22 protein-coding genes and 2 pseudogenes are annotated in these 25997 nt (G+C 73.9%); 6 read left to right on the top strand and 18 right to left on the bottom strand.

The window, feature by feature from the left end; translation table 11 throughout:
* Window positions 1-267 precede the first annotated feature (267 nt).
* Window positions 268-762, top strand: coding sequence for a hypothetical protein (locus G443_RS08785; RefSeq protein ID WP_026418904.1), 495 nt, complete (start codon window positions 268-270; stop codon window positions 760-762).
* A 131-nt stretch (window positions 763-893) separates the two neighbouring features.
* Here the strand turns inward: G443_RS08785 and G443_RS08790 are convergent, their stop codons facing one another.
* Window positions 894-2045 (bottom strand): PQQ-binding-like beta-propeller repeat protein, encoded by a 1152-nt coding sequence (locus tag G443_RS08790; protein ID WP_026418905.1) that lies wholly within the window; start codon window positions 2043-2045, stop codon window positions 894-896.
* Window positions 2046-2301: 256 nt separating this feature from the next.
* A complete protein-coding gene (locus tag G443_RS08795; protein WP_162147303.1) occupies window positions 2302-3369 on the bottom strand; it encodes an Rv2578c family radical SAM protein in 1068 nt (355 codons plus the stop codon).
* Window positions 3370-3558: 189 nt separating this feature from the next.
* Here G443_RS08795 and G443_RS08800 point away from each other — a divergent pair, with 189 nt between their 5' ends.
* The gene (locus G443_RS08800) at window positions 3559-5079 is read left to right on the top strand and encodes an acyltransferase family protein (RefSeq protein WP_155886132.1); all 1521 of its coding nucleotides are present in this window, start codon (window positions 3559-3561) and stop codon (window positions 5077-5079) included.
* 195 nt (window positions 5080-5274) lie between these two features.
* The gene (locus tag G443_RS25425; protein WP_081715443.1) at window positions 5275-7395 is read left to right on the top strand and encodes a YibE/F family protein; all 2121 of its coding nucleotides are present in this window, start codon (window positions 5275-5277) and stop codon (window positions 7393-7395) included.
* On the opposite strand, the gene G443_RS08810 is transcribed toward G443_RS25425, so the two are convergent.
* From G443_RS08810 to G443_RS08820, 3 genes are read right to left on the bottom strand one after another with little or no spacing between them, the layout of a single operon-like run.
* Window positions 7305-7952, bottom strand: a complete 648-nt coding sequence (locus G443_RS08810; protein ID WP_026418907.1) for a hypothetical protein — start codon at window positions 7950-7952, stop codon at window positions 7305-7307. The genes G443_RS25425 and G443_RS08810 overlap by 91 nt on opposite strands.
* Window positions 7949-9211 carry a histidine--tRNA ligase gene (hisS, locus tag G443_RS08815; protein ID WP_026418908.1) on the bottom strand — a complete coding sequence of 421 codons (1263 nt, stop codon included), beginning with the start codon at window positions 9209-9211 and terminating at the stop codon, window positions 7949-7951. The genes G443_RS08810 and hisS overlap by 4 nt, the downstream gene beginning before the upstream one ends.
* A 10-nt stretch (window positions 9212-9221) precedes the next feature.
* A complete protein-coding gene (locus tag G443_RS08820) occupies window positions 9222-9896 on the bottom strand; it encodes an MBL fold metallo-hydrolase (protein WP_026418909.1) in 675 nt (224 codons plus the stop codon).
* Between the two features lie 606 nt (window positions 9897-10502).
* Between G443_RS08820 and G443_RS08825 the strand changes: the two genes are divergently transcribed.
* Complete coding sequence (locus G443_RS08825) at window positions 10503-11348, top strand: peptidylprolyl isomerase (RefSeq protein ID WP_026418910.1); 846 nt, start codon at window positions 10503-10505, stop codon at window positions 11346-11348.
* 323 nt (window positions 11349-11671) lie between these two features.
* On the opposite strand, the gene G443_RS08830 is transcribed toward G443_RS08825, so the two are convergent.
* From G443_RS08830 to G443_RS25830, 12 genes and pseudogenes are all read right to left on the bottom strand, one after another.
* Window positions 11672-13981, bottom strand: a complete 2310-nt coding sequence (locus G443_RS08830; protein ID WP_026418911.1) for a RelA/SpoT family protein — start codon at window positions 13979-13981, stop codon at window positions 11672-11674.
* A gap of 285 nt (window positions 13982-14266) precedes the next feature.
* On the bottom strand, window positions 14267-14686 hold the full coding sequence (yajC, locus tag G443_RS08835) for a preprotein translocase subunit YajC (RefSeq protein WP_026418912.1): 420 nt from the start codon (window positions 14684-14686) through the stop codon (window positions 14267-14269).
* 160 nt (window positions 14687-14846) lie between these two features.
* On the bottom strand, window positions 14847-15881 hold the full coding sequence (ruvB, locus tag G443_RS08840) for a Holliday junction branch migration DNA helicase RuvB (RefSeq protein ID WP_035274754.1): 1035 nt from the start codon (window positions 15879-15881) through the stop codon (window positions 14847-14849).
* Between the two features lie 130 nt (window positions 15882-16011).
* Entirely contained in the window at window positions 16012-16614 is a 603-nt protein-coding gene (gene ruvA, locus G443_RS08845) for a Holliday junction branch migration protein RuvA (protein WP_026418914.1), read from the bottom strand.
* Between the two features lie 4 nt (window positions 16615-16618).
* A complete protein-coding gene (gene ruvC / locus G443_RS08850; protein WP_026418915.1) occupies window positions 16619-17182 on the bottom strand; it encodes a crossover junction endodeoxyribonuclease RuvC in 564 nt (187 codons plus the stop codon).
* 220 nt (window positions 17183-17402) lie between these two features.
* Entirely contained in the window at window positions 17403-17522 is a 120-nt protein-coding gene (locus tag G443_RS25825) for a zinc finger domain-containing protein (protein WP_372492964.1), read from the bottom strand.
* Window positions 17519-18310 carry a DNA-formamidopyrimidine glycosylase family protein gene (locus G443_RS08855; protein WP_253860195.1) on the bottom strand — a complete coding sequence of 264 codons (792 nt, stop codon included), beginning with the start codon at window positions 18308-18310 and terminating at the stop codon, window positions 17519-17521. Before G443_RS08855 ends, G443_RS25825 begins: the two co-directional genes overlap by 4 nt.
* 180 nt (window positions 18311-18490) lie before the next feature.
* Entirely contained in the window at window positions 18491-18985 is a 495-nt protein-coding gene (locus G443_RS08860; protein ID WP_026418917.1) for a DUF4262 domain-containing protein, read from the bottom strand.
* A gap of 167 nt (window positions 18986-19152) precedes the next feature.
* Entirely contained in the window at window positions 19153-19902 is a 750-nt protein-coding gene (locus G443_RS08865) for a YebC/PmpR family DNA-binding transcriptional regulator (RefSeq protein WP_026418918.1), read from the bottom strand.
* 118 nt (window positions 19903-20020) lie between these two features.
* Complete coding sequence (gene pdxT / locus G443_RS08870; protein WP_026418919.1) at window positions 20021-20665, bottom strand: pyridoxal 5'-phosphate synthase glutaminase subunit PdxT; 645 nt, start codon at window positions 20663-20665, stop codon at window positions 20021-20023.
* A gap of 115 nt (window positions 20666-20780) precedes the next feature.
* Window positions 20781-21089 carry an AzlD domain-containing protein gene (locus tag G443_RS08875; RefSeq protein ID WP_026418920.1) on the bottom strand — a complete coding sequence of 103 codons (309 nt, stop codon included), beginning with the start codon at window positions 21087-21089 and terminating at the stop codon, window positions 20781-20783.
* Window positions 21086-21723 (bottom strand): annotated as a pseudogene (locus tag G443_RS25830) (AzlC family ABC transporter permease). Before G443_RS25830 ends, G443_RS08875 begins: the two are co-directional and overlap by 4 nt.
* 142 nt (window positions 21724-21865) lie before the next feature.
* Between G443_RS25830 and G443_RS08885 the strand changes: the two are divergent.
* Entirely contained in the window at window positions 21866-22441 is a 576-nt protein-coding gene (locus G443_RS08885; protein WP_026418922.1) for a helix-turn-helix domain-containing protein, read from the top strand.
* A 90-nt stretch (window positions 22442-22531) separates the two neighbouring features.
* Here G443_RS08885 and pdxS read toward each other — a convergent pair whose 3' ends face one another.
* A complete protein-coding gene (gene pdxS / locus G443_RS08890; RefSeq protein ID WP_026418923.1) occupies window positions 22532-23464 on the bottom strand; it encodes a pyridoxal 5'-phosphate synthase lyase subunit PdxS in 933 nt (310 codons plus the stop codon).
* 279 nt (window positions 23465-23743) lie between these two features.
* On the opposite strand from pdxS, the pseudogene G443_RS08895 reads away from it, so the two are divergent.
* Window positions 23744-25736: pseudogene (locus tag G443_RS08895) on the top strand (elongation factor G).
* Window positions 25737-25997: the final 261 nt, after the last annotated feature.

Genomic DNA, 25997 nt, shown 5'->3' on the forward strand with positions numbered 1-25997 from the left:
ACCTCAAGAGGCTAGCCAATCCCCGACCACCGCCGTCGAGCAGGTTTCCCGGCCCACGGCCCGGCGACCGCGAATCGCCCGGCCCCCGCGCCGGCGACGGACCGCGGACCCCCGGCCCCGCCTGATCCGGCCGAAGCGTTCCGCCCCCCGAGTGAGGGGCCGATCGCCCGATCGCGCCGCGGCGGCGTCGTCCGTTACGACTAGTTGCAACACCGTCACAGCTTGCTCCGATGAACAGGCGTTACCGACCCCTTGGAGGAGTCCGACGTGACCGATGACAACAGGTCGAAGATCTGGATCCGCAGACACGGCTGGTGGCAACCGCCGCAGCCCTTCACCGAGGACAGCGGCTGGCACCTGTGGCCGGCGGGGCAGGTGCTGAGCCGGTCGCCGCTGTCGGTGATGACCCCCGGCTTCGAGTACTACGTGTGCGACGGCGGCCCCTCCCGGCGCCGGGCCTTACGCCGGCTGGTCCGGGTCGGCAGCGTCTCCCCGCGTTTCGTCGTCACCTCGCTCGACGACGGGTTCGACCAGTTGGGCACCTTCTTCCGCGACCAGGACCGCACCCTCAGCGTCGACGGCTGGTACAAGGACCAGTACACGCGGGACAAGTTCCGCTCACCGAGGAACTTCCACCTGTTGGCCTGGACCTTCGAGGTGGCCGAGACCGTCGCCGTTCCGCTCCCCTCGACGCTGCGGTTCGCCCCGAGCGGGTGGCTGAACCTGGAGCGCGACGCGCTGTCGCCCGCCGAGGTGGGGTGACCGGGAGGGGCGAGCGCCCGGGGCGCGAGCACGGTTCCCGGCCGGCTTCTGGGTCGTGCGGGCGTCCTCCTGGCACGATCTCGCACCCATGCGCCAGGCGACGGCGGCACGCGGTCCCGGGCGGGAGGGGTTCACCCAGATCCGGCGCGCACCAGGTGGGTCATCACCGGCGCGTGCTCGCCCGGCAGGTCGAGGGTGGCGCTGACCTCACCCGCCGCCGCGTCGATCACGGAGATGCTGCTCTCCCGCGCGTTGAGCGCGAAGACCCGTCGCCCGTCCCCCGAGACGGCCAACGCGGTGGGTCCCGCTCCGACCGGGACGGCGGAGGCCGCGCCGGTCTCCCGGTCGACGGCGGAGACGGCGTCCTCGTCGACGCGCACCGCGTAGACCGGGTCGTCGGGTCCCGCCGAGACCGCGGCGTCGCCGTGCGCGACCTCGGTCCGCGCCTCCCAGAGCACCTCGAAGGTGCCCGCGTCGAGGTCGCGGAGGAGCCGCTGGTCACCCTGGTCGACGAGGAGGAGCCGCCCACCGGTCGGGCGGAGCAGCGCCGCCGGCGAGGGCAGCCGGGCGGTGCCCACCGACAGCTCCGCCGCGTCGACGACCAGCACCTCGGGCGCGGCGGCGGCGGGCAACAGGGTCCGCCCGTCGTCCGTGCTGACCGGCCGCAGGGTGCGGACGCCGAGGTCGACCGTGCCGTGGAGCTCGCCCGTCGCCGCGTCGAGCACGGTCAGGGTGTCCCCGGCGACGGCCTTGACGACCAGCATTGACCCGTCGGAGGTGACGTCGAGGTAGAAGGCATCGCGGTCGCGGGCGGGGAAGGTGGCCACCACCCCACCGTCGGCGGTGTCGATCACGGTCACGACGGCCTGGGCGCCGGCGCGCGTCAGGGCGTAGACCCGGCCACCGTCCGGCGAGGCCGCCAGGTCGCTGGGCGGGGCGTCGACCGGGACCGTCCGCACGACGTCCCCGGCGGCCGGGTCGACCACCAGCACGGCGTCGGGGTTCGCCGAGCCCACGTAGAGGCGGTCGCCCCCGTTCCGCTGCTCGGGAAGGGCTGTGCCGTTCGTCCCGGCGGGAGTGGCGGCGGCCGGACGCCCGCCGGGGGCCGTCGGCGCGACGAGCGCGAGGAGCAGCGCGAGCGCGCCGACCGCGACCCGCCGCGCGGTGCGGAGGGGCCGCCTTCCCGGTGCGGGCGCGCCGCGACGGGCACGGGGCCGGGCGGTGTCGGCCACGGAGGTGGGGTCCGGGCGCGGGCGACGACTCGGAGCGGCGGAGCTGCGCATGGGGGTGTCCCTCCGGCTGGGTCACGGACGCGCGGGAAGTGAAGCAAGTTCGGACCGGTTCCGGCGAGCCGCCGCTCCGGTGGGATGCCGAACCTGTCCGGGGAACACTCCGGGCGGGTGACGGGCGAACGGACACGCCCGCGCCCGAGCCGGCGCTCCCGCCGGCGGAGCCCGGAGCTGGGTTCGGCCGCCGCCTCCTCGTCCCCGTCGGCGGCCGGCACGGCGCCCGGGTCCGGGCGCCCCGGAACGCGGTGGGTCAGAGGAGCGTGAGCTGGGTGGCGTGCTCCCGGCTCGGACGGCTGGGCGGGGCCGCCGACGACGTCGCTCCCGAGCCCCGGTGCTCCCCGGGCCGTTCACGGAGCAGGCCGTGGGCACGGGCGGCCAGCCGGACCCGTTCGGCGACGACGCGCTGGTAGGCCTTCGGCGCGTACGCCCCGTCCCGGTACAGCCGTTCGTACCGCTCGACCAGTCCAGGGTGCTCCCGGGCCAGCCACGCCAGGTACCACTCCCGCGCCCCGGGGCGGAGGTGGAGCACCACCGGCGTCACGCTCGTCGCGCCAGCGGCGGCGATCGCGGCCACGGCGCTGTCGATCCGCTCCGCCGAATCCCCCAGGCCGGGGAGGATCGGGGCCATCAGCACACCGCACCCCACCCCGGCGTCGGTCAGCCGGCGCACGGCGTCCAGCCGCGCTCGGGGGGAGGGGGTGCCCGGCTCCACCGAACGCCACAGCCGCTCGTCGAGGTGACCCACCGACATCGACACCGAGACGGAGGTGCGGCGGGCGGCGCGCTCGAGGAGGTCCAGGTCCCGCAGGAGCAGCGTGCCCTTGGTGAGGACGGAGAAGGGGTTGCCCGCGTCGGCCAAGGCTCCCAGGATGTCGCGCATCAACCGGTAGCGGCCCTCCGCCCGCTGGTAGGGGTCCGTGCTGGTGCCCATCGCCACGTGCTCCCCCGTCCAGCCCGGTCTGGCCAGTTCCCTGCGGAGCACCTCGCCGGCGTTGACCTTGACGATGACCCGGGTGTCGAAGTCGTGGCCGGCGTCCAGGTCGAGGTAGGTGTGGGTCCGCCGGGCGAAGCAGTAGACGCAGGCGTGGGTGCACCCCCGGTAGGGGTTGACCGTCCAGCCGAAGGGCATCGACCCGCCCGGTACCCGGTTGAGGACGCTCCTGGCCATCACCTCGTAGAAGGTGATGCCCGCGAACTCCGGCGTCGTGGTCTCGCGGAGGAACCCGTGGAGCCGTAGCGGCTGTTCCATGCCGGGGAGCACCGCCTCGCTCCGGGCCGCTCCGTCCGCCCGCTGTCCGTCCCATCGCACGGCGAGCATTCGAACACACATTCGAGCGACGGACAACGAGCACCCGGTTGCGACGCATGTAAGATCTCACTTACAGGTGACACTCCACCAGTTCACCAGTCAGTCAAGCGAGGGCACCGGACCCGGGCGGTCGCGCACCGCCGGCCGAGGGGACTCGTCCTCCTCGTGCGCCCCTCACCGACCACCGGGAGCACCGACATGACCGATTCGCGTCTCCACTCGCCGGGAACGCTGAAGGACCACCGTGCCCGCCCGGCCGTCGGCGGGACGACATCCGACCCGGCCGAACCACCGCCGTTACCCGAGGACCGGGGCCGCACCGCCGGGCGACGGCGGGAACCGCCGATGAGCGCTCCGACACGGGCACGTCCCCGGCCTCACCTGCCCGCCCGGGACGTCAGGGCGGACGCGGGAGCCACCGCCCCGGGAGCCGCGCCACCCGCCGCGGGCATCACCGCCCTCCGACCATCGACGGCCAGGCCGGGCCGGGACCGCCTGGTGGACCTGCTGCGCGCCTGGGGAACGATCTGCGTGATCGTGATGCACTGGGTCATCCCGGAGGTGGCCTGGAACGGGCATCAGCTGGAGATCGGCAACGCCCTCGTCCACGGGTGGGGCTGGCTGGCCACCTGGGCGTTCCAGGTCATCCCGCTGATGTTCTTCGCCTCCGGCTGCGCCACCCACCTCCAGCTCAGCCGCCGCCCGCGCCCGACCCTGTCCTTCGTCCGGGCTCGGATCCGACGTCTGCTCCCGCCCGTCGCGGTGTTCGCCGCGTTCTGGATCGCCGCCGCCGTCGTGTTGCCCCTCATCGGGGTCCCGACGTCGGCCGCGCACTCGGCGGCGACGCTCGCACCGCAGCTCCTGTGGTACCTGGGCGTCTACCTGATCCTGCTGCTGCTGTCGCCGCTGCTGTTCCGCGCCTTCGCGCGGTTCGGCCACCGGCTGACCCTCGCGGTGGCCGCCGGCGCGGCGCTGGTCGACCTCGCGCGCTTCACCCTGGACCTGCCGGTGCTCGGCCTGATCAACATCGTGTTGGTCTGGGCGGTCCCGTACCTGCTCGGCTACGCCTACGCGGCCGGTCCGCTGACCACGATCCCCCGCGGCACGCTCCTGGTCGGCGCCCTCGGGAGCCTGGCCCTGCTCGCGCTGCTGGTGGCGGTTGGGCCCTACCCGGCCAGCATGGTCGGTATGCCGGGCGCCCCGCTGTCGAACATGAACCCGCCGACGGTCTGCCTGCTCGCCCTGACCGGGCTGCACCTGTCGCTCGCGCTGCTGTGGCGGCGACGCCTGGAACGGCTGGCCGCCCGCCCCACGGTGGCCGCCCTGGTCGGCTGGATCGGGCGGCACAGCATGACGCTGTACCTGTGGCACCTCACCGCGATGTTCTTCGTCATCGGCGCTGCGCTGTTCGCGCTGGACCTGCACCTGCCCGACAGCTGGAGCACCCAGTGGTGGCTGACCCGTGCGCTCTGGTTCGGCGCGGCCGGCCTGGTCCTCGCCGTGCTGGTGCTGGCCTTTCGGCGCGCTGAGCTGCGCCGGCCCCCTCGGCCGGGGACCCGCCCCTCCCCCGTTCCCCTCTCCCCTGTTCTCCCCGCCCCGGTGGACCTCATCGGCCCCGAGCTGCCGTCGGCGGGAGGCGGCGCCGGGCTGCGAGCCCGGACCAACGCCGCACCCGCCGTCCAGCCGGTCCACAGCGCCCGCTGGGACCAGCGCCGGTGACGGCGGGCACGCTGCCCGGTCCGGACCTAGGATGAGCCGGCGGCGCTGATCGGTCCCGCGTCGCGGCCGACGCACCCCGGCGGTCCTCGGACCGCCCACGCGTGCCCAGGGGACGCGCCGCCACCGGCCCGACCAGCACGGAGGGGAGGACCCGGCGCTCCCGCCGCGCGAAGCGGCGGCCGTCGGCGAGTCTGGATGAACGGCAACGGCGACCAGGACTGGTTCCGCTCGGCGGGAACCCCCGCCCCCGGCCGGGAGCACCCCCCGGAGAGCGCCACCGAACGCACCGACGAGCTACCACCTGTCGCCGGTTCCCCCCACCGGGACGGCCGGCCCAGGAGCAGTCGTCGACCAGCGGGTGCGGGCCACGGGCGAGGCGACCTCCCCGGCACGTCGGTGCCCGGCGGAACCGGTGAGACCGGGGAGACCGGGGAGACCGGGGAGCCGCCGTCCGCCCCACCGCCCGACCCGAGGCCGGGGTCCCGGTCCTCCACCGGCGCGGGGCGTGCCGAGGCGCCGACCTCAGCGCCGGGCGGCACCCGACGGGCCCGGCCCCGGCCGGACGACGGCTCCGAACCGGGTACGGCGCCACGACGTGAGCGGCGGGGCGCCGGGGCCGAGCGGGACCGCGCCGGCCGAGCCCGCCCAGGAGGACGGCCGGCGACCCCCGGTGGAGGGGCTGGCCGCGTCCGAGGGAGGCGGCCGGCGGAGGGGAACCCGGCCCCCGGTGGTGGCGGGGGCGGATCCGGCCCACCGCCGCAGGGCCCGCCCCCAGCCGGGCACGGACACGGGCACGGGCACGGGCCGAGCACCCCTGCCTCGCGCCGGGTCCGGCTGCTGCTGGCCTGGCTCCTCACCCCGTGCCTGCTGGCCGCCCTGGGCGGCATGGTGTGGCTCTACCCCTCCGGGTACGAGTCGCCCAACCCCTCCGAACTGGGCTTCGGCGCCGAACCGGTGAACGGCGACATCACCGCCACGGCGGCGTCCTCGTGCCAGACGAGCCTGGCCGAACCCGGCGCGAACCCCCCACCTCCCGCGCCGCCGCCAGGAGGTGGCGACCAGGACTGCGTGCGGCTGGACGTGACCCTCACCAGCGGTGAGGGGGCGGGGCGGGTCATCACGCAGGTCCTGCCCGTCGAACCCGGCACCCCGCGCTTCGCGGTCGGGGACCAGGTGGTGCTCTCCTACGCGGGCAGCGAGCCGGACAACCCGATGTCCTACCAGGTCGTGGACTACCAGCGCGGGCCGGCGTTGGCCTGGCTCGCGGCGCTGTTCGCGCTGTCCGTCGTGCTGCTCGCCAGGTGGAAGGGACTGACCTCCCTCCTCGGACTGGCGCTCAGCTTCCTCGTGCTCGTCTTCTTCGTGCTCCCCGCGATCCTCGCCGGGCAGGACGCCGTCCTGGTCGGTGTCGTCGGCTCCGGCGTGATCATGTTCATCGTCCTGTACCTCGCGCACGGCTTCTCCGCCCGGACCTCGACGGCGGTGCTGGGCACGTTGCTCAGCCTCGGCCTGATCGCCCTGCTCGGGGTGTTCTTCGCCTCGACGACCCGGCTCACCGGCCTGGACGACGAGACCACCAACCTCATCACCATCGTCGGCGGCAGCATCGACCCGCGCGGTCTCCTCCTCGCCGGTGCACTGATCGGCGCGCTCGGCGTGCTCGACGACGTCACCGTCACCCAGACCAGCGCGGTCTGGGAGCTCCGCGCCGCGAACCCCGCCCTGGGGTGGCGGCAGCTGTACGCGGCCGGGCTGCGCATCGGTCGGGACCACATCTCGGCGGCGGTGAACACGCTCGCCCTGGCCTACGCGGGTGCCGCGCTGCCGATGCTCCTCGCCTACTCGCTCTCCGGGATCGACTTCGGCACGCTCGTCGGCGCCCAGGTGGTGGCGCAGGAGATCGTCCGAACCCTCGTGGGCAGCATCGGCCTGGTCGCCGCGGTCCCGATCACCACGGCGATCGCGGCCGTCGTCGCCTCCCGGGAGGACCCGCCGAACCCCGGCGACCGCACCCCCCGGTCCGACCCCGGCCCCGAGGACGGCGGCGGCACCGAGCAGGAGGACGGGAACGGGGACGGTCCCGCCGGCGGCACGTCGGACACCCGGGAGCGGACGGGGGAACGGGCGCCTTCCGAGGCCGGCGGTCGGCGCCGGCGCTCGGAACCGGACCACCGCCCCCCGTCCTCCTCCCCGGCGGAGCGACCGCCGCGGCGGGACCGCCGGGATCAGTCCAGGGCGGCGACGAAGCGGGCGACCGCGTCGGAGCCGATCCGCCGGGGCACCCGACCAGCCGGCACCAACGACGCCAGCTGGTAGAGGGGCCGGTCGGCGGCGGCCTCCCCACGCGCGTCGGCCCGGAGCTGGGCGATCAACAACTGGGACAGGACCAGCGCCCGGGTGTCCCCCGTGGCCGCGAGGGCGTCCGCGAGACGCCGCAGCTCGTACACGCCCAGTTCCCGGCCGCCGGAACCCGCGTAGAGGGCCACGGCCACGTTGACCAGCCGCCGCCGTGGTCCGCCCTGGACCAGGACGCCGATGGTCCGCACACCCCGCTGGTCGGCGACCAGCACCGTGATGTCGGTCAGCTCGGCCAGGTCGACGGTCCGCGTGCCCAGGGCGCGCACGGAGAGCTCCGAGCCCGAGAGCCAACACCGACGGCGCGACTCCGCCCAGGCGAGGAGCAACAGCGGAACGGCGACGACCGCCGCCGCCACCAGACCGGCGGTGCGCCCCCCGACCAGGCCGAACAGGCCGCCCAGGGCGGCCCCGACGAGCACAGCGCCGATCCCGACCGACTTCGCCCGTTTGCGGAGGAACTCCGGCGGGAGCAGGTCGAGCGGGATGCGGTCGGTCTCGGCTGCCCGCTCACTCACCCGGCCAACGCCTCCTTCACGGTGGTGAGCAGCTCGGCACGCCCGACGGCGCGCTGGGACCCGTCCCGGAGGTCCTTGAGCTGCACCTCGTCCTGCTCCAGGTCCCGGTCCCCCGCGACGACGGCCAACCGGGCCCCCGAACGCCCGGCGGCCTTCATGGCCCCCTTGAGCCCCTTGCCCCCGTAGGCGAGGTCGACCCGGACCCCGGCGCCGCGCAGCGCCGCCGCGATCCGCACCAGCTGCCGCTTCGCCGCCTGCCCCAGGGGGACGCAGTAGACCTCGCAGCGGGCCTCGTCCCCAACGGCCAGCCCCTCGGCGCGCGCCGCGAGCAGGGTCCGGTCGACCCCCAACCCGAAACCGATGCCGGACAGCTCCTGACCACCCAACTGGGCCATCAGGCCGTCGTAGCGGCCACCGCCGCCGATACCGGACTGCGCGCCCAGTCCGTCGTGGACGAACTCGAAGGCGGTCTTGGTGTAGTAGTCGAGGCCCCGGACCAGGCGCGGGTTCTCGGTGAACTTCACCCCCAGCCCGGTCAGGTGTTCCTTGACCTCCTCGTAGTGCTCACGGCACTCCGGCGAGAGGTGGTCCACCATCAGGGGAGCGTCGGCCAGCAGCTCCCGCACCTCCGGTCGCTTGTCGTCGAGCACCCGCAGGGGGTTGATCTCGGCGCGCCGGCGGGTCTCCTCGTCCAACGGAAGGGCCCGCAGGAACTCCTGGAGCCGCTCCCGGTACTCGGGGCGGCAGGTCGAGTCACCCAGGCTGGTCAGTTCCAGCCGGTACCCCGTCAGGCCGAGCGCCCGGTAGCCCGCGTCGGCGACCGCGATGACCTCCGCGTCCAGCGCGGGGTCGTCCACGCCGATCGCCTCGACGCCGACCTGGAGCAGCTGCCGGTACCGGCCGGCCTGCGGGCGCTCGTAACGGAAGAACTGCCCCGTGTAGTACAGCTTCACGGGCAGCTGTCCCCGGTCCAGGCCGTGCTCGATGACGGCGCGCATCACCCCGGCCGTGCCCTCGGGGCGCAGGGTCACCGACCGGCCGCCCCGGTCGGTGAAGGTGTACATCTCCTTGCTGACCACGTCGGTCGACTCGCCGACGCCCCGCGCGAAGAGGGCGGTGTCCTCGAAGACGGGCAGCTCGACGTAGCCGTAGCCGGCGCGTCGCGCGGCTTCGGCGAGGGTGTCGCGGACGGTCAGCAGCGCGGCGGACTCCGGCGGCAGGTAGTCCGGGATGCCTCGGGGTGCGGTGAAGGCGGTCATGGTGTGCGGATCACAGTCCTCTGCGCAGGAAGGGGTTGACGGCACGCTCGCGGCCGATGGTCGTGGTCGGTCCGTGGCCGGGCAGCACGGTCGTCTCGTCTGGCAGCGTCAACACCCTGGTCCGCAGGGTCGTCAGCATCCGCTCGTGGTCGCCGCCGGGGAGGTCCGTCCGCCCGATCGAACCGGCGAAGAGGGTGTCCCCCGACAACATCAGACGGTCCGGACCGTCGCCTCCCGGCGGGCCGGTGTGGAAGCACACCGACCCGCCGGTATGGCCTGGCGTGTGGTCCACCCCGATCGACAGGCCACCGAACTCGAGGGTGGCGCCGTCCGCGAGGTCCCGGACCTCCGCCGGCTCGCTCATCTCCAGTCGCCCACCCAGCAGCGCGGCGACGTCCGGTCCGAGTCCCCGCAGCGGGTCGGCCAGCATCGGCCGGTCGTCGGGGTGGACCCACACCGGAACCCCGTACTCCTCGCAGATCGAGGCGGCGGAGTAGGAGTGGTCGAAGTGCCCGTGGGTGAGCAGCACCGCCAGCGGGGTCAGCCGGTGGGTGCGGAGCCGTTCGGCCAGCGGCTCCCCGACCTCCTGGCCGGGGTCGACGATGACGCAGCCCTCGCCCTCCGCCGGTGCCAGCAGGTAGCAGTTGGCCTGGAGCGGACCGGCCGGGAAGCCGACGACGAGCACGCGAGAACCTCCAGCGGGGTGGTGTCCGTGGTCGCGTCGCGTGACGGTCCGGCACACCGTGTGAGCGCCGGGCAGCGCGGAGCGACCCGCCACAGCCTAGCCAACCGGTGTGGCCACCTCGGTTGGCATCTCGTCCCGGCTCCCGCTCCGGCCTCGACCCGACGACCCGGGTGGGTGCCGACGCGCCGGGGACGCGCGTGCGGTGTCACCGGCGAAGGCGTGCGGTGTCACCGGCGGAGGCGTGCGGTGTCACCGGCGGAGGCACGGCACGAACCCGGTCCGGGTGGTGGCCCGCCACGACGTCGAGGAGGGGGCATGGCGGCGGCCCACCGGAGCCGGGCGCCACGGTCGCGACCGGCTCGGGGCCGTCGGCGGTCGGCGCAACGGTGCGGTCCCTCCCGGCCCGTCCCCCGACCTCCCGCCCCCGCCGGCCGGAGGTCGTCCGCCCCCGGCCCGGCGCGCTCCCCACCGCCCTGCCCGCGCCGCCACGGGTCGGAGTCGACTGCCCCGACCGCACCAGGCACGAACCTCTCACTACGCTCGTACGGCTTCTCGACATAGACTCACCGGCTGCCACCGCCGTGTCGATCCCTGGGAGGGAGCGAGGTGCCGAGCAACGAGCAACGCCGCCAGGCAGCCAAACGCAAGCTGGAGCGCCAGCTGGAACGCCGGGCACAACGGGCCAAGCGCCGCCGCACGATCGGCGTCAGCGCCACCGTGCTGGGGACCGTGCTGGTCGTCGGTCTGGTCTACTTCCTGGCCACGATGGGCGGTGGCGACGACGAGCAGACCGCCTCGGACGCCACCGACCCCGCCACCAGCGGCGAACCCGAGATGCCCGAGGCGGTGACCACGGAGGGCCCCTGCGCCTACATCGAGGCCGAGCAGCCGCCCGTCGACGGCCTGCCCGAGGTCGGGATGCCGGAGGACCCGGACCCGACGCCCTCGGAGGGCACCGTCTCGGTGACCCTCGGCACGAACGAGGGCGAGATCCCGCTGACCCTCGACCGTGAGCAGGCGCCGTGCACGGTGCAGAGCTTCCTGCACCTCGCGGAGAGCGGCTACTTCGACGCCTCCCCCTGCCACCGGCTGGTGGACAGCACCGACGCCCTCGAGGTCCTCCAGTGCGGCGACCCGAGCGGCACCGGCATGGGCGGCCCCGGGTACAACGTCCCGGACGAGATCGACCCGGAGCAGACCTACCCGCGCGGCACGCTGGCGATGGCCAACTCCGGCGCCCCGAACAGCGGCGGCAGCCAGTTCTTCATGGTCTACGGCGACTCCAACGCCCTGGGCCCGCAGTACACGGTGTTCGGCTCCATCGACGAGGGCGGGCTCGAGGTCGTCGACGAGATCGCGGCCGCCGGTCACGACGGCTCCATGGAGGCGCAGGCGGGCGGTGGCGCACCCAACACCGAGGTGACCATCGAGACCGTCACCATCGCGAGCTGAGCCACCCGGACGAACGACGTCCCCCGAGGCCCGGCCGCCGCACGGCGGCCGGGCCTCGTCGTGCCCGGGGGTCGCTCGCGCGGTGGTGCCGGCCGACGCGCCGGACGAGCCCGCCCTACCCACCAGGCGGGGGACGGAGCGACAGCCCGCCGGTCGTACCGGAAGGGGAGGGCCACCACCAGCGCCCCGCCTCCAGCGCGGGTCACGGCCGGGGCCGGGCGACAGGCCCGCCGGCATCCGCCGCGCGAGCCGGGCCGCGTTGGGGTGCCGCGCTCCACCGGCGGCGGGGTGCCCAGCACCGGGGAAGCGCGCGGGGCTCCCGCTCAGCCCACCGAGGTCACCCGGTAGACGTCGTAGACACCCTCGATGTTGCGCACCGCCTTGAGCACGTGACCGAGGTGCTTCGGGTCGCCCATCTCGAAGGAGAAGCGGCTGACCGCCACCCGGTCGCGGGAGGTGGTGACGGACGCGGAGAGGATGTTCACCCGCTCGTCGGCCAGGATCTTGGTGACGTCGGAGAGCAGCCGGTGCCGGTCCAGGGCCTCCACCTGGATGGCGACGAGGAAGACCGAGGACGCCGAGGGCGCCCACTCCACGTCGACGAGCCGTTCGGGGGCCGCGCGCAGGTCGTCGGCGTTGGTGCAGTCGGTGCGGTGCACGCTGACCCCGCCGCCCCTGGTGACGAACCCGAGGATCTCGTCGCCCGGGACCGGGGTGCAGCACCGGGCCAGCTTCACCCAGATGTCGCGCATCCCCTTGACCGTCACGCCGGCGTCCCCGGTGACCCGCCGCCGGTGCGGCACGGTGGAGGGCGTGGACCGCTCGGCCAGCTCCTCCTCGGCGTGCTCCTCGCCGCCCACCAGGGCCATCAACCGTTGCACGACGTGCTTGGCGGAGGACTGGTTCTCCCCGACGGCCGCGTACAGCGTGCTGATGTCGGTGTAGTGCAGCTCCCGCGCGACGGCGCCGATCGTGTCGGCCGAGACCAGCCGTTGGAGCGGCAGGCCCACCCGGCGGAGTTCCTTGGCGATCGCCTCCTTGCCGGTCTCGATCGCCTCCTCCCGGCGTTCCTTGGCGAACCACTGCTTGATCTTCGCCTTGGCCCGGGGCGAGGAGACGAACGACAACCAGTCGCGGCTGGGTCCCGCGCCTTCCGCCTTCGAGGTGAAGATCTCGACGACCTCACCGTTCTCCAGGGTCCGCTCGAGCGCGACCAGCCGCCCGTTCACCCGGGCACCGATGCAGCGGTGCCCCACCTCGGTGTGCACGGCGTAGGCGAAGTCGACCGGGGTCGAGCCGGTCGGCAGGGTGACGACGTCCCCCTTGGGGGTGAAGACGAAGATCTCGCGGGCCGCCAGGTCGTACCGCAGGGACTCCAGGAAGTCGCCGGGGTCGGCCGCCTCCCGCTGCCAGTCCAGGAGCTGCCGCATCCAGGCCATCTCGTCGACCTCGACGGCCTTGCCCCGATGGGTGCCCTTGGTCTCCTTGTACCGCCAGTGCGCGGCGATGCCGTACTCGGCCGTCCGGTGCATCTCGTGGGTCCGGATCTGCACCTCCAGCGGTTTCCCGTCCGGACCGATGACCGTGGTGTGCAGCGACTGGTAGACGCCGAAGCGCGGTTGGGCGACGTAGTCCTTGAAGCGCCCGGGCATCGGCTGCCACAGCGCGTGCACCACGCCCATCGCCGCGTAGCAGTCGCGGACCTCGTCGACCAGGATGCGCACCCCGACCAGGTCGTGGATGTCGTCGAAGTCCCGTCCCCGGACGATCATCTTCTGGTTGATCGAGTAGTAGTGCTTGGGGCGGCCCTCGACCTTGGCGCCGATGCGGGCCAGGTCGAGGTTGGCCGACACCTGCTGGATGACCTCCCGCAGGTAGGTGTCCCGGGACGGGGCGCGGTTGGCGACCAGGCGGACGATCTCGTCGTACTTCTTGGGCTGGAGGATCGCGAAGGCGAGGTCCTCCAGCTCCCACTTCACGGTCGCCATGCCGAGCCGGTGGGCCAGCGGGGCCAGGACCTCCAGGGTCTCCTTGGCCTTCCTGGCCTGCTTCTCCGGCGGCAGGAAGCGCATCGTCCGCATGTTGTGCAACCGGTCGGCCAGCTTGATGACCAGCACCCTCGGGTCGCGGGCCATCGCGATGACCATCTTGCGGATCGTCTCGGCCTCGGCGGCCGCTCCCAGCTTGACCTTGTCGAGCTTGGTCACGCCGTCGACGAGGTGCGCCACCTCGTCACCGAAGTCCGCGCTCAACCGCTCCAGGGAGTAGTCGGTGTCCTCCACCGTGTCGTGCAGGAGCGCGGCGACCAGCGTCGTGGTGTCCATCCCCAGCTCGGCCAGGATCGTGGACACGGCCAGCGGGTGGGTGATGTAGGGGTCGCCGGACTTGCGGCGCTGGGAGCGGTGCTTCTCCTCGGCGACGTCGTAGGCGCGCTGCAACAGCGCCAGGTCGGCCTTGGGGTGCAGCTCGCGGTGGACGGTGGCCAGCGGTTCCAGCACCTGCTTGACGGAGGAGGACCGTTGCGCGGTGATCCTCCTGGCCAGCCGAGCCCGGACACGTCGGGTCGCCGACGGCTGCCGGTTTCCCGTCGCGGGGACGGCCGCCGTGGTCGCACGCTCGACGTCCTGACTCAACGGCACGCTCCAGGCTCTTCTCGACGTTCTGCTCGGCCCGCCTGCCGGCGGTCCGCCCGCTTGTGCCCCGAAGCACCTCCGGACACTGAGAATAACGCCGGGGCTGGCCGAGGTCTTCCGCCAGGTCGGACTCGCCGACGAACGGTCCTCACCAGGCGGCGGGACGCCCGGGCGTCACCCTCGTGCCGCGACCCGACGAACGCCTGTCGGCCTCCCACCGTCGGTGGAAGGCCAACCACGGGCGTCTCCTGGAGAACCCGGGCCCGACGAGCCCGGGCAACCGGGTCAGTCGTCCTTCTTGCCGTCCTTGGCGCCGACGGAGGTCGTGGCCTTCTCGGCGTCCGAACCGTCCTTGTCGTCGGCCAGCTCGCTGGCCAGGCCGTTGGTCTCGGGCAGCCCGACGGTCTCGTCGGTGGACTCGCTGGTGGCCTCCGAGGCCTCGGCCGGCGGCTGCACGCGCTCACGGACGGCCGCGCGCACCCAGGTGGTCACCACGCCGGGGGCCACCTCCAGGCCGATCGTCTCGTCATCGCTGGTGTCCGCGACGGTGGCGTAGAGCCCCGAGGTGGTCATGACCTTGTCGCCGACCTCCAGCGAGCCCTGGAGCTGCTGCATCTCCTGCATGGCCTTCTTCTGCTTCCGGCTCGCCAGGAACAGCGGCAGCACGATGAGCAGCAGGAAAAGCGGAAGGATGAAGGATTCCATCATTCTCCGTTCGGGGACGCCCACGCGGGTTGACACGTCCGATTGTTCGGGTTTGCGATTCCCAGTGTGCCAGTCCCCGAGAGGTCCTCCGCGTTCCGCCCCTTACCGGGAGCACACACTCCGTTCGTGCGCGTGCACCGAATCGCCGTGCGTCACCACTCTAACCCTCGCCGCCAGGGGCGGTCCGCCCCGCGGTCTGCGCGGCCGCCGCGTCCTCCGGCGGGAGCAGGCCCAGGTGTTCCCAGGCCGCGGCCGTGGCGACCCGGCCGCGGGGGGTCCTGGCGAGCATGCCCGCCCGCACCAGGTACGGCTCGCAGACCTCCTCGACCGTCCCCGGCTCCTCCCCGACGGCGACGGCGAGCGTCGAGACCCCGACCGGGCCTCCCCCGAAGGACCGCACCAGGGCGGTGAGCACGGCCCGGTCCAGCCGGTCCAGTCCCAGTTCGTCGACGTCGTACACCAGCAGGGCGGCCCGCGCGGTCTCCACGGTGACGGCGCCGTCCGAACGGACCTCCGCGTAGTCGCGGACCCGGCGGAGCAGCCGGTTGGCGATCCGGGGCGTGCCCCGTGAGCGCCCGGCGATCTCCCGGGCGCCGTCGGGTCGGAGGTCGACCCCGAGGATGCTGGCGGAACGGGTGATGATCCGCTCCAGCTCCGCCGGGGAGTAGAACTCCATGTGGGCGGTGAACCCGAAGCGGTCCCGCAGGGGACCGGTGAGCGCCCCCGACCTGGTGGTGGCGCCGACCAGGGTGAACGGCGCGATCTCCAGCGGGATGCTGGTGGCGCCCGGCCCCTTGCCGACGACCACGTCAACCCGGAAGTCCTCCATCGCCAGGTACAGCATCTCCTCCGCCGGCCGGGCCACCCGGTGGATCTCGTCGATGAAGAGCACGTCGCCCTCGGCCAGGTTGGAGAGCATGGCGGCGAGATCCCCGGCCCGCTCCAGGGCGGGCCCCGAGGTCATCCGCACCGAGGCGCCCAGCTCCGCCCCGATGATCATCGCCATGCTGGTCTTGCCGAGTCCGGGCGGCCCGGAGAGCAACACGTGGTCGGGAGGGGCACCCCGGTTCCTGGCCCCGGTCAGGACGAGCTCGAGCTGCTCGCGCACCCGGGGCTGCCCGACGAACTCCGGCAGCGACCGGGGCCGCAGTGTGGCCTCGACATCCCGGTCCCCGGGTTCCGCGCTGGTCGACAGCGCGTCCTCGCCGCCCCGCTGACCGGCCCCCGTTCCGCCGGAGCCGACGTCGAGGTCCGCCCAGTCATTCGCCCAGTCGTCCGTCACGTCACCGCCCCGTCGTCCTCACGTCGTCCCACCTGGCCACGCCTCACCGCTTGCGCCCCAGCAGCGCGAGGGACTTCCGCAGGATCCCGGAGGTGTCCCCGCCGCCGTCGGTGGCCAGCACCTTCTCCACCGCCTGCTCCGCCTGCTTCGCCGTGAACCCGAGACCGACCAGGGCCTCGACCACGTGGGTGCGCCGCTGGCCGGCGTCCGGCGCCGCCGCCCCGTCCCCACCGCCGGCGGGAGCCACCGGGCCGAGCTTGTCCCGCAGCTCCACGACGAGGCGCTCCGCCCCCTTGCGGCCGATGCCGGGCACCTGGGTGAGGGTGGTCAGGTTGCCCTCGGACACCGCCGTGCGCAGCTGGTCCGGTTCCAGCACCGCCAGCATGGCCAGCGCGAGCCGGGGACCGACGCCGGAGACGGTCTGGAGCAGTTCGAAGAGCTCCTTGACCTCGTCGGTGGGGAACCCGTACAGCGTCCAGGAGTCCTCCCGGATGACGAGGCTGGTCACGAGCTCGACCTGTTCGCCACGTCGCAGCCCGGCCAGCGTGGTCGGGGTGGTGCGCACGGCGAGCCCGATCCCGGAGACCTCGACGACGGCGTGGTCGAGACCGACGGAGCGCACCGTTCCGCGTACCGAGGAGATCACCGGCTCATTCCTTCCTCCTGGCCGCCGCCAGCCTGGCCCGGTGGGCCTTGGCGAGCTGGGCCGCCTGGGCCTGGGCCTGGGCCAGCCGCGCGGACACCGGGCCCCGCCACAGGTGGCAGATCGCCAGTGCCAGGGCGTCGGCGGCGTCGGCCGGCCTGGGCACCTCGGTGAGCCGCAGGATGCGGGTGACCATGGCCCCGACCTGCTTCTTGTCCGCCCGACCGGAGCCGGTCACGGCGGCCTTGACCTCGCTGGGGGTGTGGAACACGACCGGGAGGGAACGGCGGGCCGCCGCGAGGGCGACGACGCCGCTGGCCTGCGCGGTGCCCATCACCGTGCGCACGTTGTGCTGGCTGAACACCCGCTCGACGGCGACGGTGTCGGGTCGGTGCGCGTCCAGCCACCGTTCGACGGCGTCGGACACGGCCAGCAGCCGCTCCGGGAGTTCCGCGTCGGCGGGCGTGCGCACCACGTCGACGGCCACGAAGCGCACGGCCCGGCCGTGGCCACCGTCGACGACACCGATCCCGCACCGGGTCAGGCCGGGATCGACGCCGAGCACCCGCACGCCTCGCCTCCCGCCGGTCGGCCCGCCCTCCGGTGCCGGTGGCCACCCGGCCACCGCCCGGCCTGGGGCGGACGAACATCAGTTCGAGCGATCAGGCTACCGGTTCGAGTGGATCACGCCGCGAGCGGCGCGCCCGCCCGCCTCCCACCGGCGGTCCGATCCGCCGCCGCCGTGCGAGGGGCTCGGAGGCCGGTTCCCCGGCGCCCGGAGCGGGCGCGGCTCACCCCGGTGGTTGGCAGCGGGGGCACCACAGGCTGGATCGTCCGGCGGTGCGGCTGTGCTCGAGGGTGGTGCCGCAGACCGGGCAGCTGGCGTCCGGTTGGTCCCGCAGCCCGGTCAACCAGCCCTTCTTGTCGGGAACCCGGCCGGCCTTGACCGCCTGCGGGAGCAGCCGCCGCAGCTGGCGGTGCAGCGTCCGCCGCTGGGAGGGGTCAGGCGGGCCAGGCTGCGGTCCGGGTGGATGCCCGCGCGCCACAACATCTCGTCGGCGAGCAGGTTGCCGATACCGGCCAGGACGCCCTGGTCGATCAGGGCGGCCTTGACGGCACGTCGGGACGGGGGCAGGCGGGCGTCGAAGTCGCGGAAGTCGAGGGTGGCGGCGTCCGGCCCCTGGCCGGCGAGCAGCTCGTCGACGCCGCGCTCGTCCTCGGCCAGCCAGATGCCCTGGAGCTTGCGCTGGTCGCGGAAGCGCAGCTCACCCTCGTCGAGGACGATCCGCACCCGGTCGTGGCGGTGACCGCGCCGGCGGTCGGGAGGCGCCTGCCAGCGCAGCGACCCCGTCATCCCGAAGTGCAGCGCGAGGACGGGGCCCCCAGGCACCCGTCCGGCCCCTGCCACGCCGTCCCCGTCGACGGGGGCGGGGGCGGGAACGGCCGGGTTCCCGTCGGCGGGCGCGGCGGGCCGGTCCTCGCCGGTCGGCGCGGCGTGGTCCTCGAAGCGCAGCAGCAGCCACTTGCCGTGCCGATCCGCCCGGGCGAACCGACGCCCGCGCAGGGCGGCGGCGAGCTCCTGGGGAGAGGCACCGTGCAGGATCGCGGCGTCGAACACGACGACATCCCGGACGGGCCGGCCCAGGGCGTGTTCCACGACGACGCGACGGAATCCCTCGACATCGGGCAGCTCAGGCATCGCAAGAAGGCTGCCACGTGCCGTGCCGGGTGTCGACACCGGCCGACCGGCACCGCCGGTGGCCGCCCGGGCAGGTGGCGCGCGTGCGCGGAGGTGAGGGGGCGGCGTTCCCGCGGGCGCACCCGGAGGGCACGGCCGGCCCGGGGGTGCCCGGAGCCGTCCGGGGGTGCGGCGGGCCCGTCAGGGACCGGTCTCCCCCGGCACCCAGCTCTCGGGGCGGCCGCTGTCGGTGAGCACCGGCTGGTACTGGGCGAACCCACCCGGCGCGTCCGGTTGCCACGGCCAGGACCCGTCCGGCGCGGCGACGATCATCTGGAGGGCGGGGAAGGTGCCCTTGCGGTTGAGCAGGAAGGCGTGCCCGAAGTACTCGGCGTAGAAGCCCCGGTGCACCCGTTCGAAGGTGACGGGCAGGTCCTTGAGGAACCGTTCGTAGCACCGGCCCGGGACGAAGTCCTCCCCCGCGCGGGCCCGCTCCGAGTATGTGCTGAGCACCGCGTGGGCGACCTTGGGCGGCAGGCCGATCACCACGACCTCCGGCATGCCGCAACTGCGGTAGACGCCGACGGTCTGGGCGAAGGGCGGCGCGTTCCGCTCCTCGGCGACGTGCACGATCGCGACGCCGTCCTCCTCGGCGGCGGTCCGCAGCCTCCGTCGGAGCTCCTGGTCATCGGCCACGAAACGCACCTCCGGGCGGGACGTCGCGCTACTTCTCCCGTCAGCGCGACCCTACGGGACGCCCCACCGGGGCTGGGAGGAAGCCCTCCGCGTCGCGGGGAGCCGTCACGACCTCCGGAGCGGGCCCGGGCCCGGACACCCGGGACCGGGCCGCCCTGGCCCGGTCGTCAGCCGACCTCGGCCATCACCTCGTCGGAGACGTCGAAGTTCGCGAAGACGTTCTGCACGTCGTCGCAGTCCTCCAGCGCGTCGATGAGGCGGAACACCTTGCGGGCGCCCTCGGCGTCCAGGGGCACCGTGGTGGAGGGCAGGAAGCTGGCGTCGGCCGAGTCGTAGTCGATCTCGGCCTTCTGCAGGGCGGTCCGGACCGCCACGAGGTCGCCGGCCTCGGCGACGATCTCGAAGCTCTCCCCCAGGTCGTTGACCTCCTCCGCGCCCGCGTCCAACACGGCGAGGAGGATGTCGTCCTCGGAGAGACCGTTCTTGGGCGCGATCACCACACCCTTGCGGTTGAACAGGTAGGAAACCGAACCCGGGTCAGCCATCGAACCGTTGTTCCTGGTCATCGCCGTCCGCACCTCACCAGCGGCGCGGTTGCGGTTGTCGGTGAGGCATTCGACGAGCACGGCGACACCGTTGGGGCCGTAGCCCTCGTACATGATGGTCTGCCAGTCGGCCCCACCAGCTTCCTCGCCCGCGCCCCGCTTGCGCGCCCGCTCGATGTTGTCGAGGGGGACGGAGTTCTTCCGCGCCTTCTGGATGGCGTCGTACAGGGTGGGGTTGCCGTCCGGGTCCCCTCCCCCGCTGCGGGCCGCGACCTCGATGTTCTTGATCAGCTTGGCGAACAGCTTGCCACGCTTGGCGTCGAGGGCGGCCTTCTTGTGTTTGGTCGTGGCCCACTTGGAGTGGCCGCTCATCTCTCCTCCGTCTTCGTCGCGATGCGTCTTCCTGCGCTCCGGGCGCTGCGTGGAGCCGTGACGATCCTACTGGTCGCCGGGACGAGGCGAGTCGCCTCCGGTCGGGCGCGGCCGGGGGTCAGGCCTCGCGCACGGTGCGGACGAACAGCTCGTGCACCCGGCCGTCCCGGCCGTCGGCCGCGAGCAGTTCGGGGTGGAAGGCGGTGGCCAACGCGTTGCCCTGGCGCACCGCGACCACCCGCCCGGCGGCGGGGCCGGCGGCCGGGATCTCGGGGACCCTGGCCAGCACCTCGACCCGGTCACCCACCGACTCCACCCAGGGGGCCCGGATGAAGACGGCGCGCAGCGGTGCCGGTTCCGCGTCCCCGCCCGACCCGAGACCGGCGAAGTCGAGGTCGGCCTCGAAGGAGTCGACCTGGCGACCGAAGGCGTTGCGCCGGACCACCATGTCGATGGCACCGAGGGTGTGCTGTCCCTCCCGCCCGTCGAGGACCTCCTGGGCCAGCAGGATCATGCCGGCGCAGGACCCGTAGACCGGCAGCCCCGCCGCGACCCGGTCGCGGAGCGGTTCCAGCAGTTCGAAGGTCTCCAGCAGACGGCTCATCGTGGTGGACTCCCCGCCGGGGAGCACGAGGCCGTGCACCTCCGCGAGTTCCTCGGCGCGGCGCACCGGGCGCGCCACGACGTCCTGCTCGGCCAGCGCGAGCAGGTGCTCCCGCACGTCGCCCTGGAGTGCGAGCACCCCGACGACCGGCTGCGCAATCGACACGGAGAAGACCTCCAAGCTGGGAAAACACTCGACGTCACATCTTAGGTACTCACCCGGTCGGCGGAAGGCGCGGGTGAGCTCGGTACGGGCGGGACGGGGGCCAGCCGGTTCAGGGCAGTCCGAGCAGCCGGAGGCCCGCCGCCGTCCCGGCCGCCGCCAGCACGACCACGACGAAGGGGGCTCGGCGCCAGGCGAGGAGTCCGCCGACCGCGACGCCGATCGGCCGGGCCCAGCCGGCGAATCCCGGCCCCTCGGTGAGCGCGGCGGTGGCCATCAGGGCGGTCAGCAGTGTCGTCGCCGCCACGGCCAGTCCCCGCCGCGCGGCCTCCGACAGCCGTACCCGGTCGCGCAGGAGCGGGCCGGCCACGCGGAAGGCGTAGGTGCCGACCGCGAGCAGCACGATCGTCGTGACGGTCATGGGGACTCCCTCCTCGCCCAGCGGGGCAACGGCAGCAGCAGGGCGACACCGCACAGGGCCAGCAGGACCGGAACGCCGGCGGGGAGCAGCGGAGTGGTGAGCACGGCGACCGCCCCGCCGACGAGGGCCGCCCGGCGGGTGGCGGCGTCCCGCAGGGAGGGCAACAGCAACGCCAGCAGCGCCGCGGGGAACGCGGCGTCCACGCCGAAGACGGCGGGGTCACCGACGGCGCCGCCGATCAGGCCGCCGAGCACCACGGCCGGCTGCCACACGACGAAGAGCGTGATCCCGGAGATCCAGAAGACCCGGCGCGCCCGGTCCGGATCCCGCTGGGCCATCGCGAAGGCCACCGACTCGTCGATGATCAGGTGGCTGCCGACCAGCTTCGCGGCGAGTCCGCGCCCGAGGAGGTGGCCGATGGCCAGGCCGAAGGGCAGGTGGCGGGCGTTGAGGATGAGCCCGGCGGCGAGCGCGGCCAGCGGAGCGCCCCCGCGGCCACGACGCCGACGGCCATGAACTGTGAGCCGCCGGCGAACACGAGCAGGGACATCAGGACCGCGAGCCAGATCGACAGACCGCTGGCCACCGCGATCGCGCCGAAGGACAGGCCGACGACGCCGACGGCCACCGCCATCGCGGCGATGTCCCGACGTGCCTCCGGCTCCAGGACCGGGCCGCGTCGACGGGTCCACGGGCTCACCACGGGGCCCGCCTCACTAACCTGAACAGGAGGAGATCGTTCGTCACAACGAACAATCGTACAAAGGAGCGAACGAATGGCCGAGGCCCTCCGAGGAACGGGCGACGCCCCACCCCTCGCGACCATCGCCAGGGCGCTGCGCAGGGAACGACAACGCGCGGGGATGTCCCTCTCCGAGCTGGCCCGCCGGGCCGGCGTCGCCAAGTCCACCCTGTCCCAGCTCGAAGGCGGCGGCGGGAACCCCAGCGTCGAGACCCTGTGGGCGCTGGGAGTGGCCCTGGGGGTGCCCTTCAGCCGGCTCGTCGAGCCCGCGGCCCCCAGGGTCCGCGTCGTCCGGGCCGGTGAGGGCCCGGTGGTGCGGTCGGAGACGGCTCCCTACCAGGCGGTCCTGCTGGCCTCCTGCCCACCGGCAGCCCGGCGCGACGTCTACACCATCACCCTGGAACCCGGGAACTCCCGCGAGGCCGACCCCCACATCCCGGGCACCGTCGAACACCTGGTGGTGAGCAACGGCCGCCTGCGCTGCGGCCCCCACGACGACGTCATCGACCTGGGCCCCGGCGACTACGCGAGCTTCCCCGGCGACGTGCCGCACCACTACCAGGCGTTGGAACCCGGGACCAGCGCGGTGCTGATCATGGAACACGTCTGAGGGACCGGGAACCGGTCCACCCCCTCCGACCGCGAGCCGTCGACGCGCGACCTGGACCCACCACCGGCGGATCAGGTCGCGCCGACGACGTCACCAGCCGCGGCTGGCGTACCGCCGCTCCTCGGGCAGGTCGCTGAGGTTGATGCCGACGATCGCCTCGCCCAGGCCACGCGAGACCTTGGCGACGACGTCCGCGTCGTCATGGAAGGTGGTGGCCTTCACGATGGCCTCCGCGCGCCTGGCCGGGTCGCCGGACTTGAAGATCCCGGACCCGACGAACACGCCCTCGGCGCCGAGCTGCATCATCATCGCGGCGTCGGCCGGGGTGGCGATGCCGCCGGCGGTGAACAGCACGACCGGCAGCTTGCCCAGCGACGCCACCTCACGCACCAGCTCGACCGGCGCCCGCAGCTCCTTGGCCGCCGCGTACAGCTCCTCCTCGTCCAGCACCGTCAGGCGGCGCAGGTCGGCACGGATCTGCCGCATGTGCCTCGTCGCCTCGACGACGTTGCCCGTCCCGGCCTCCCCCTTCGACCGGATCATCGCCGCGCCCTCGGCGATCCGCCGCAGCGCCTCGCCCAGGTTGGTGGCACCGCAGACGAACGGGACCGTGTAGGCCCACTTGTCGATGTGGTGCGCCTCGTCGGCCGGCGTGAGGACCTCGGACTCGTCCACGTAGTCCACACCGAGGGACTGGAGGACCTGCGCCTCGGCGAAGTGACCGATGCGGGCCTTGGCCATCACCGGGATGGACACCGCGTCGATGATGCCGTCGATCATGTCCGGATCCGACATCCTCGCCACGCCACCCTGCGCGCGGATGTCGGCGGGCACCCGCTCCAACGCCATCACCGCGACCGCGCCGGCGTCCTCCGCGATCTTCGCCTGCTCCGGGGTGACCACGTCCATGATCACACCGCCCTTGAGCATCTCGGCCATGCCCCGCTTGACGCGGGCTGTCCCGGTCACCGGCGCCGCCTGCTCGTTCGTGGGGTCCGTCGTCGTGCTGTCAACCGAGCTCACTGCCTCGCGCCTTTCGCGTCACCCGGCACCGGGGGCCAGGCCACCGGCACCGCGTCTTACCTGGTCGGCGTCATCGTACGTCCGACGTGGCCTACCAAGGTGGCCAGTTCGACCGCGTTTCGGCAGACCACTCGGGGGTGCCGGCCCGCCCCGGGCAGCAGCGCCAGCCCCGGCACGGGACGCCGGTCGACGGCGCGCATTCGTACCGGCCCGGCGGGTAACCGACCGGGAGGGACAGCCGGCGGGGCGCGCCCGCCCAACGGGTCGGAGGTGCGGACGATGGCACACAGGCGATCGGGAGAGGGCCGGCGGCCCGCCACCCCGCCGGTGGACACCACACGGATCCGCGACGTCGTCCTCGTCGGCCCGTCGGGCGGCGGGAAGACCACTCTCGTCGAGGCCCTGCTCGCGGCCACCCGCACCATCCCCAGGGCGGGTTCGGTGGACGAGGGCACCACCGTCACCGACCAGGACGGGCTACCCGGACTACCTCGGCCAGGTCCGGGCCGGGCTCCGCGCCGCCGACGCCGCCCTGTTCGTCCTCGGCGCCAACGGCGGTGTGGACGAGGCGACCACGCGGTTGTGGCGGGAGTGCGCCAGGGCCGGAACACCGCGAGCGGTGGTCATCACCCAGCTCGACCACCGGAGGGCTGACCCGGAGCGGGTGCTGGCGGAGTGCGCCCGGGCCTTCGGTCCCGGCGTCCTCCCCCTGTACCTGCCGGTCACCACCCCCAGTGGGGAACCGGCCGCTCCGCACCCGGTCCTCGCCCGGGCCGACACCCGGGGTGGCGGCCGGATCGGCCTCCGGGATCCCGCCGCGGCCCACCGCGAACTCATCGAGGCCATCATCGCCGAGAGCGAGGACGAGGCGCTGATGGAGACCTACCTCCTCGGCGAATCCCCCACCCAGGACCAGCTGTTCGACGACCTGGCGCGGGCGGTGCTCACCGGGGACCTCCACCCGGTCATCCCGGTCTCCGCCACCCGGGGGGTCGGCCTGACCGAGTTGTTGGACGTCGTGGCACGCGTCCTCCCCTCCCCGGCCGACCGGGAGTGCCCCGAGGTCACGGGGGCGGACGGCGCACCGGAGACGGTCCCGTGCGGCGACCCGGACGGCCCGCTGCTGGCCGAGGCGGTGGGCTCCTTCGCGAACACCTACCTCGGACCGGTGACGCTGCTCCGCGTCTTCTCGGGCACGCTCCATCCCGACGACCGGGTGCGCGTCGCCGGTCACGGCCTGGACGGGGCGGGCCGCCCCGAGCACGCGACCACCGAACGGGTCGGCCGGATCCACTCGCCGCTGGGCACCGAGCTCCGGGAGACCGGCCACTGCGCGGCCGGCGACATCTGCGCCGTGACCAGACTGGCGAACGCGGAGACCGGCGACACGGTCTCCGCCTCGGAACGCCCCCTCACCATCCGCCCCTGGGCCCTGCCGGAGCCGCTGCTACCGATCGCCGTCGCGGTGGCCGACCCGGCCACCGAGGACCTGCTCGGCAGGAACCTGTCCCGGGTGGCGGCGGCCGATCCCGGGCTACGGATCGAACAACACGAGGACACCCACCAGCTCGTGCTCTGGTGCACCGGCGAAGGGCACGCCGACCTGGTCCTGGCCCGTCTCGGGGTGGGGGACGTGGACCTGCGCGTCGAACCGGTGCGGGTCGCGCTCCACCAGACCTTCGCCGGCCCCGCGCGCGGGCACGGCCGGCACGTCAAGCAGACCGGAGGCCACGGCCAGTACGCCGTCTGCGACATCGAGGTGGAACCGCTGCCCCGGGGCGCGGGCTTCGACTTCGAGGACCGCACCGTGGGCGGGTCGGTTCCGCGCCAGTTCGTCCCCAGCGTGGAGCGGGGCGTCCGCGCGTTGATGGCTCGTGGCCTGACCGAAGGCGTGCCCCTGGTGGACGTGCGGGTCACCCTGCTGGACGGACGGGCGCACAGCGTCGACTCCTCGGACGCGGCGTTCCAGGCCGCGGGCGCGCTCGCGCTCCGCGACGCGGCGAACAAGGTCGCCCTCCCCCTCCTGGAACCGGTCGACGAAGTGGCCATCCACACCCCCGACGACTGCCTCGGCTCGGTGCTCGGGGACCTCGCCGCACGCCGGGCCCAGGTGCTCGGGACCGATCCCGCGCCGGAGGCGGGCTGGACCGTCGTCCGGGCCGAGGTCCCGGCGGCCGAGCTGAGCAGGTACCTGGTGGAACTGAACCAGCTGACCTCGGGACGGGCCGACTTCAGCCGCGCGTTCTGGGGCTACGAGGCGCGGGGCGCCTGAGCCGGGCTGGACCGCGACGGCCACCCCCGCCCGCCGAACGCCGGGAGACCCGGCCGAGGAGGTCACCGGTGGAGACCGACGACGCCGCTCCGGGTGTCGACCGCGGCGAGGAGGACTCGTCCGCGCGACCGCTCGGTTGCGCGAGGAAACACCGGCCGAACGCCCCCGGAGCGGGTCACACCAGCGCCGTCCCGACCGTCGACCACCACCCCCGGCCGCTCCGGTGTCGACCACCCGCGTGACACGATCGGAACCATCGAG

Source organism: Actinoalloteichus caeruleus DSM 43889 (genome assembly GCF_000429185.2).
Lineage (GTDB): Bacteria > Actinomycetota > Actinomycetes > Mycobacteriales > Pseudonocardiaceae > Actinoalloteichus_B > Actinoalloteichus_B caeruleus.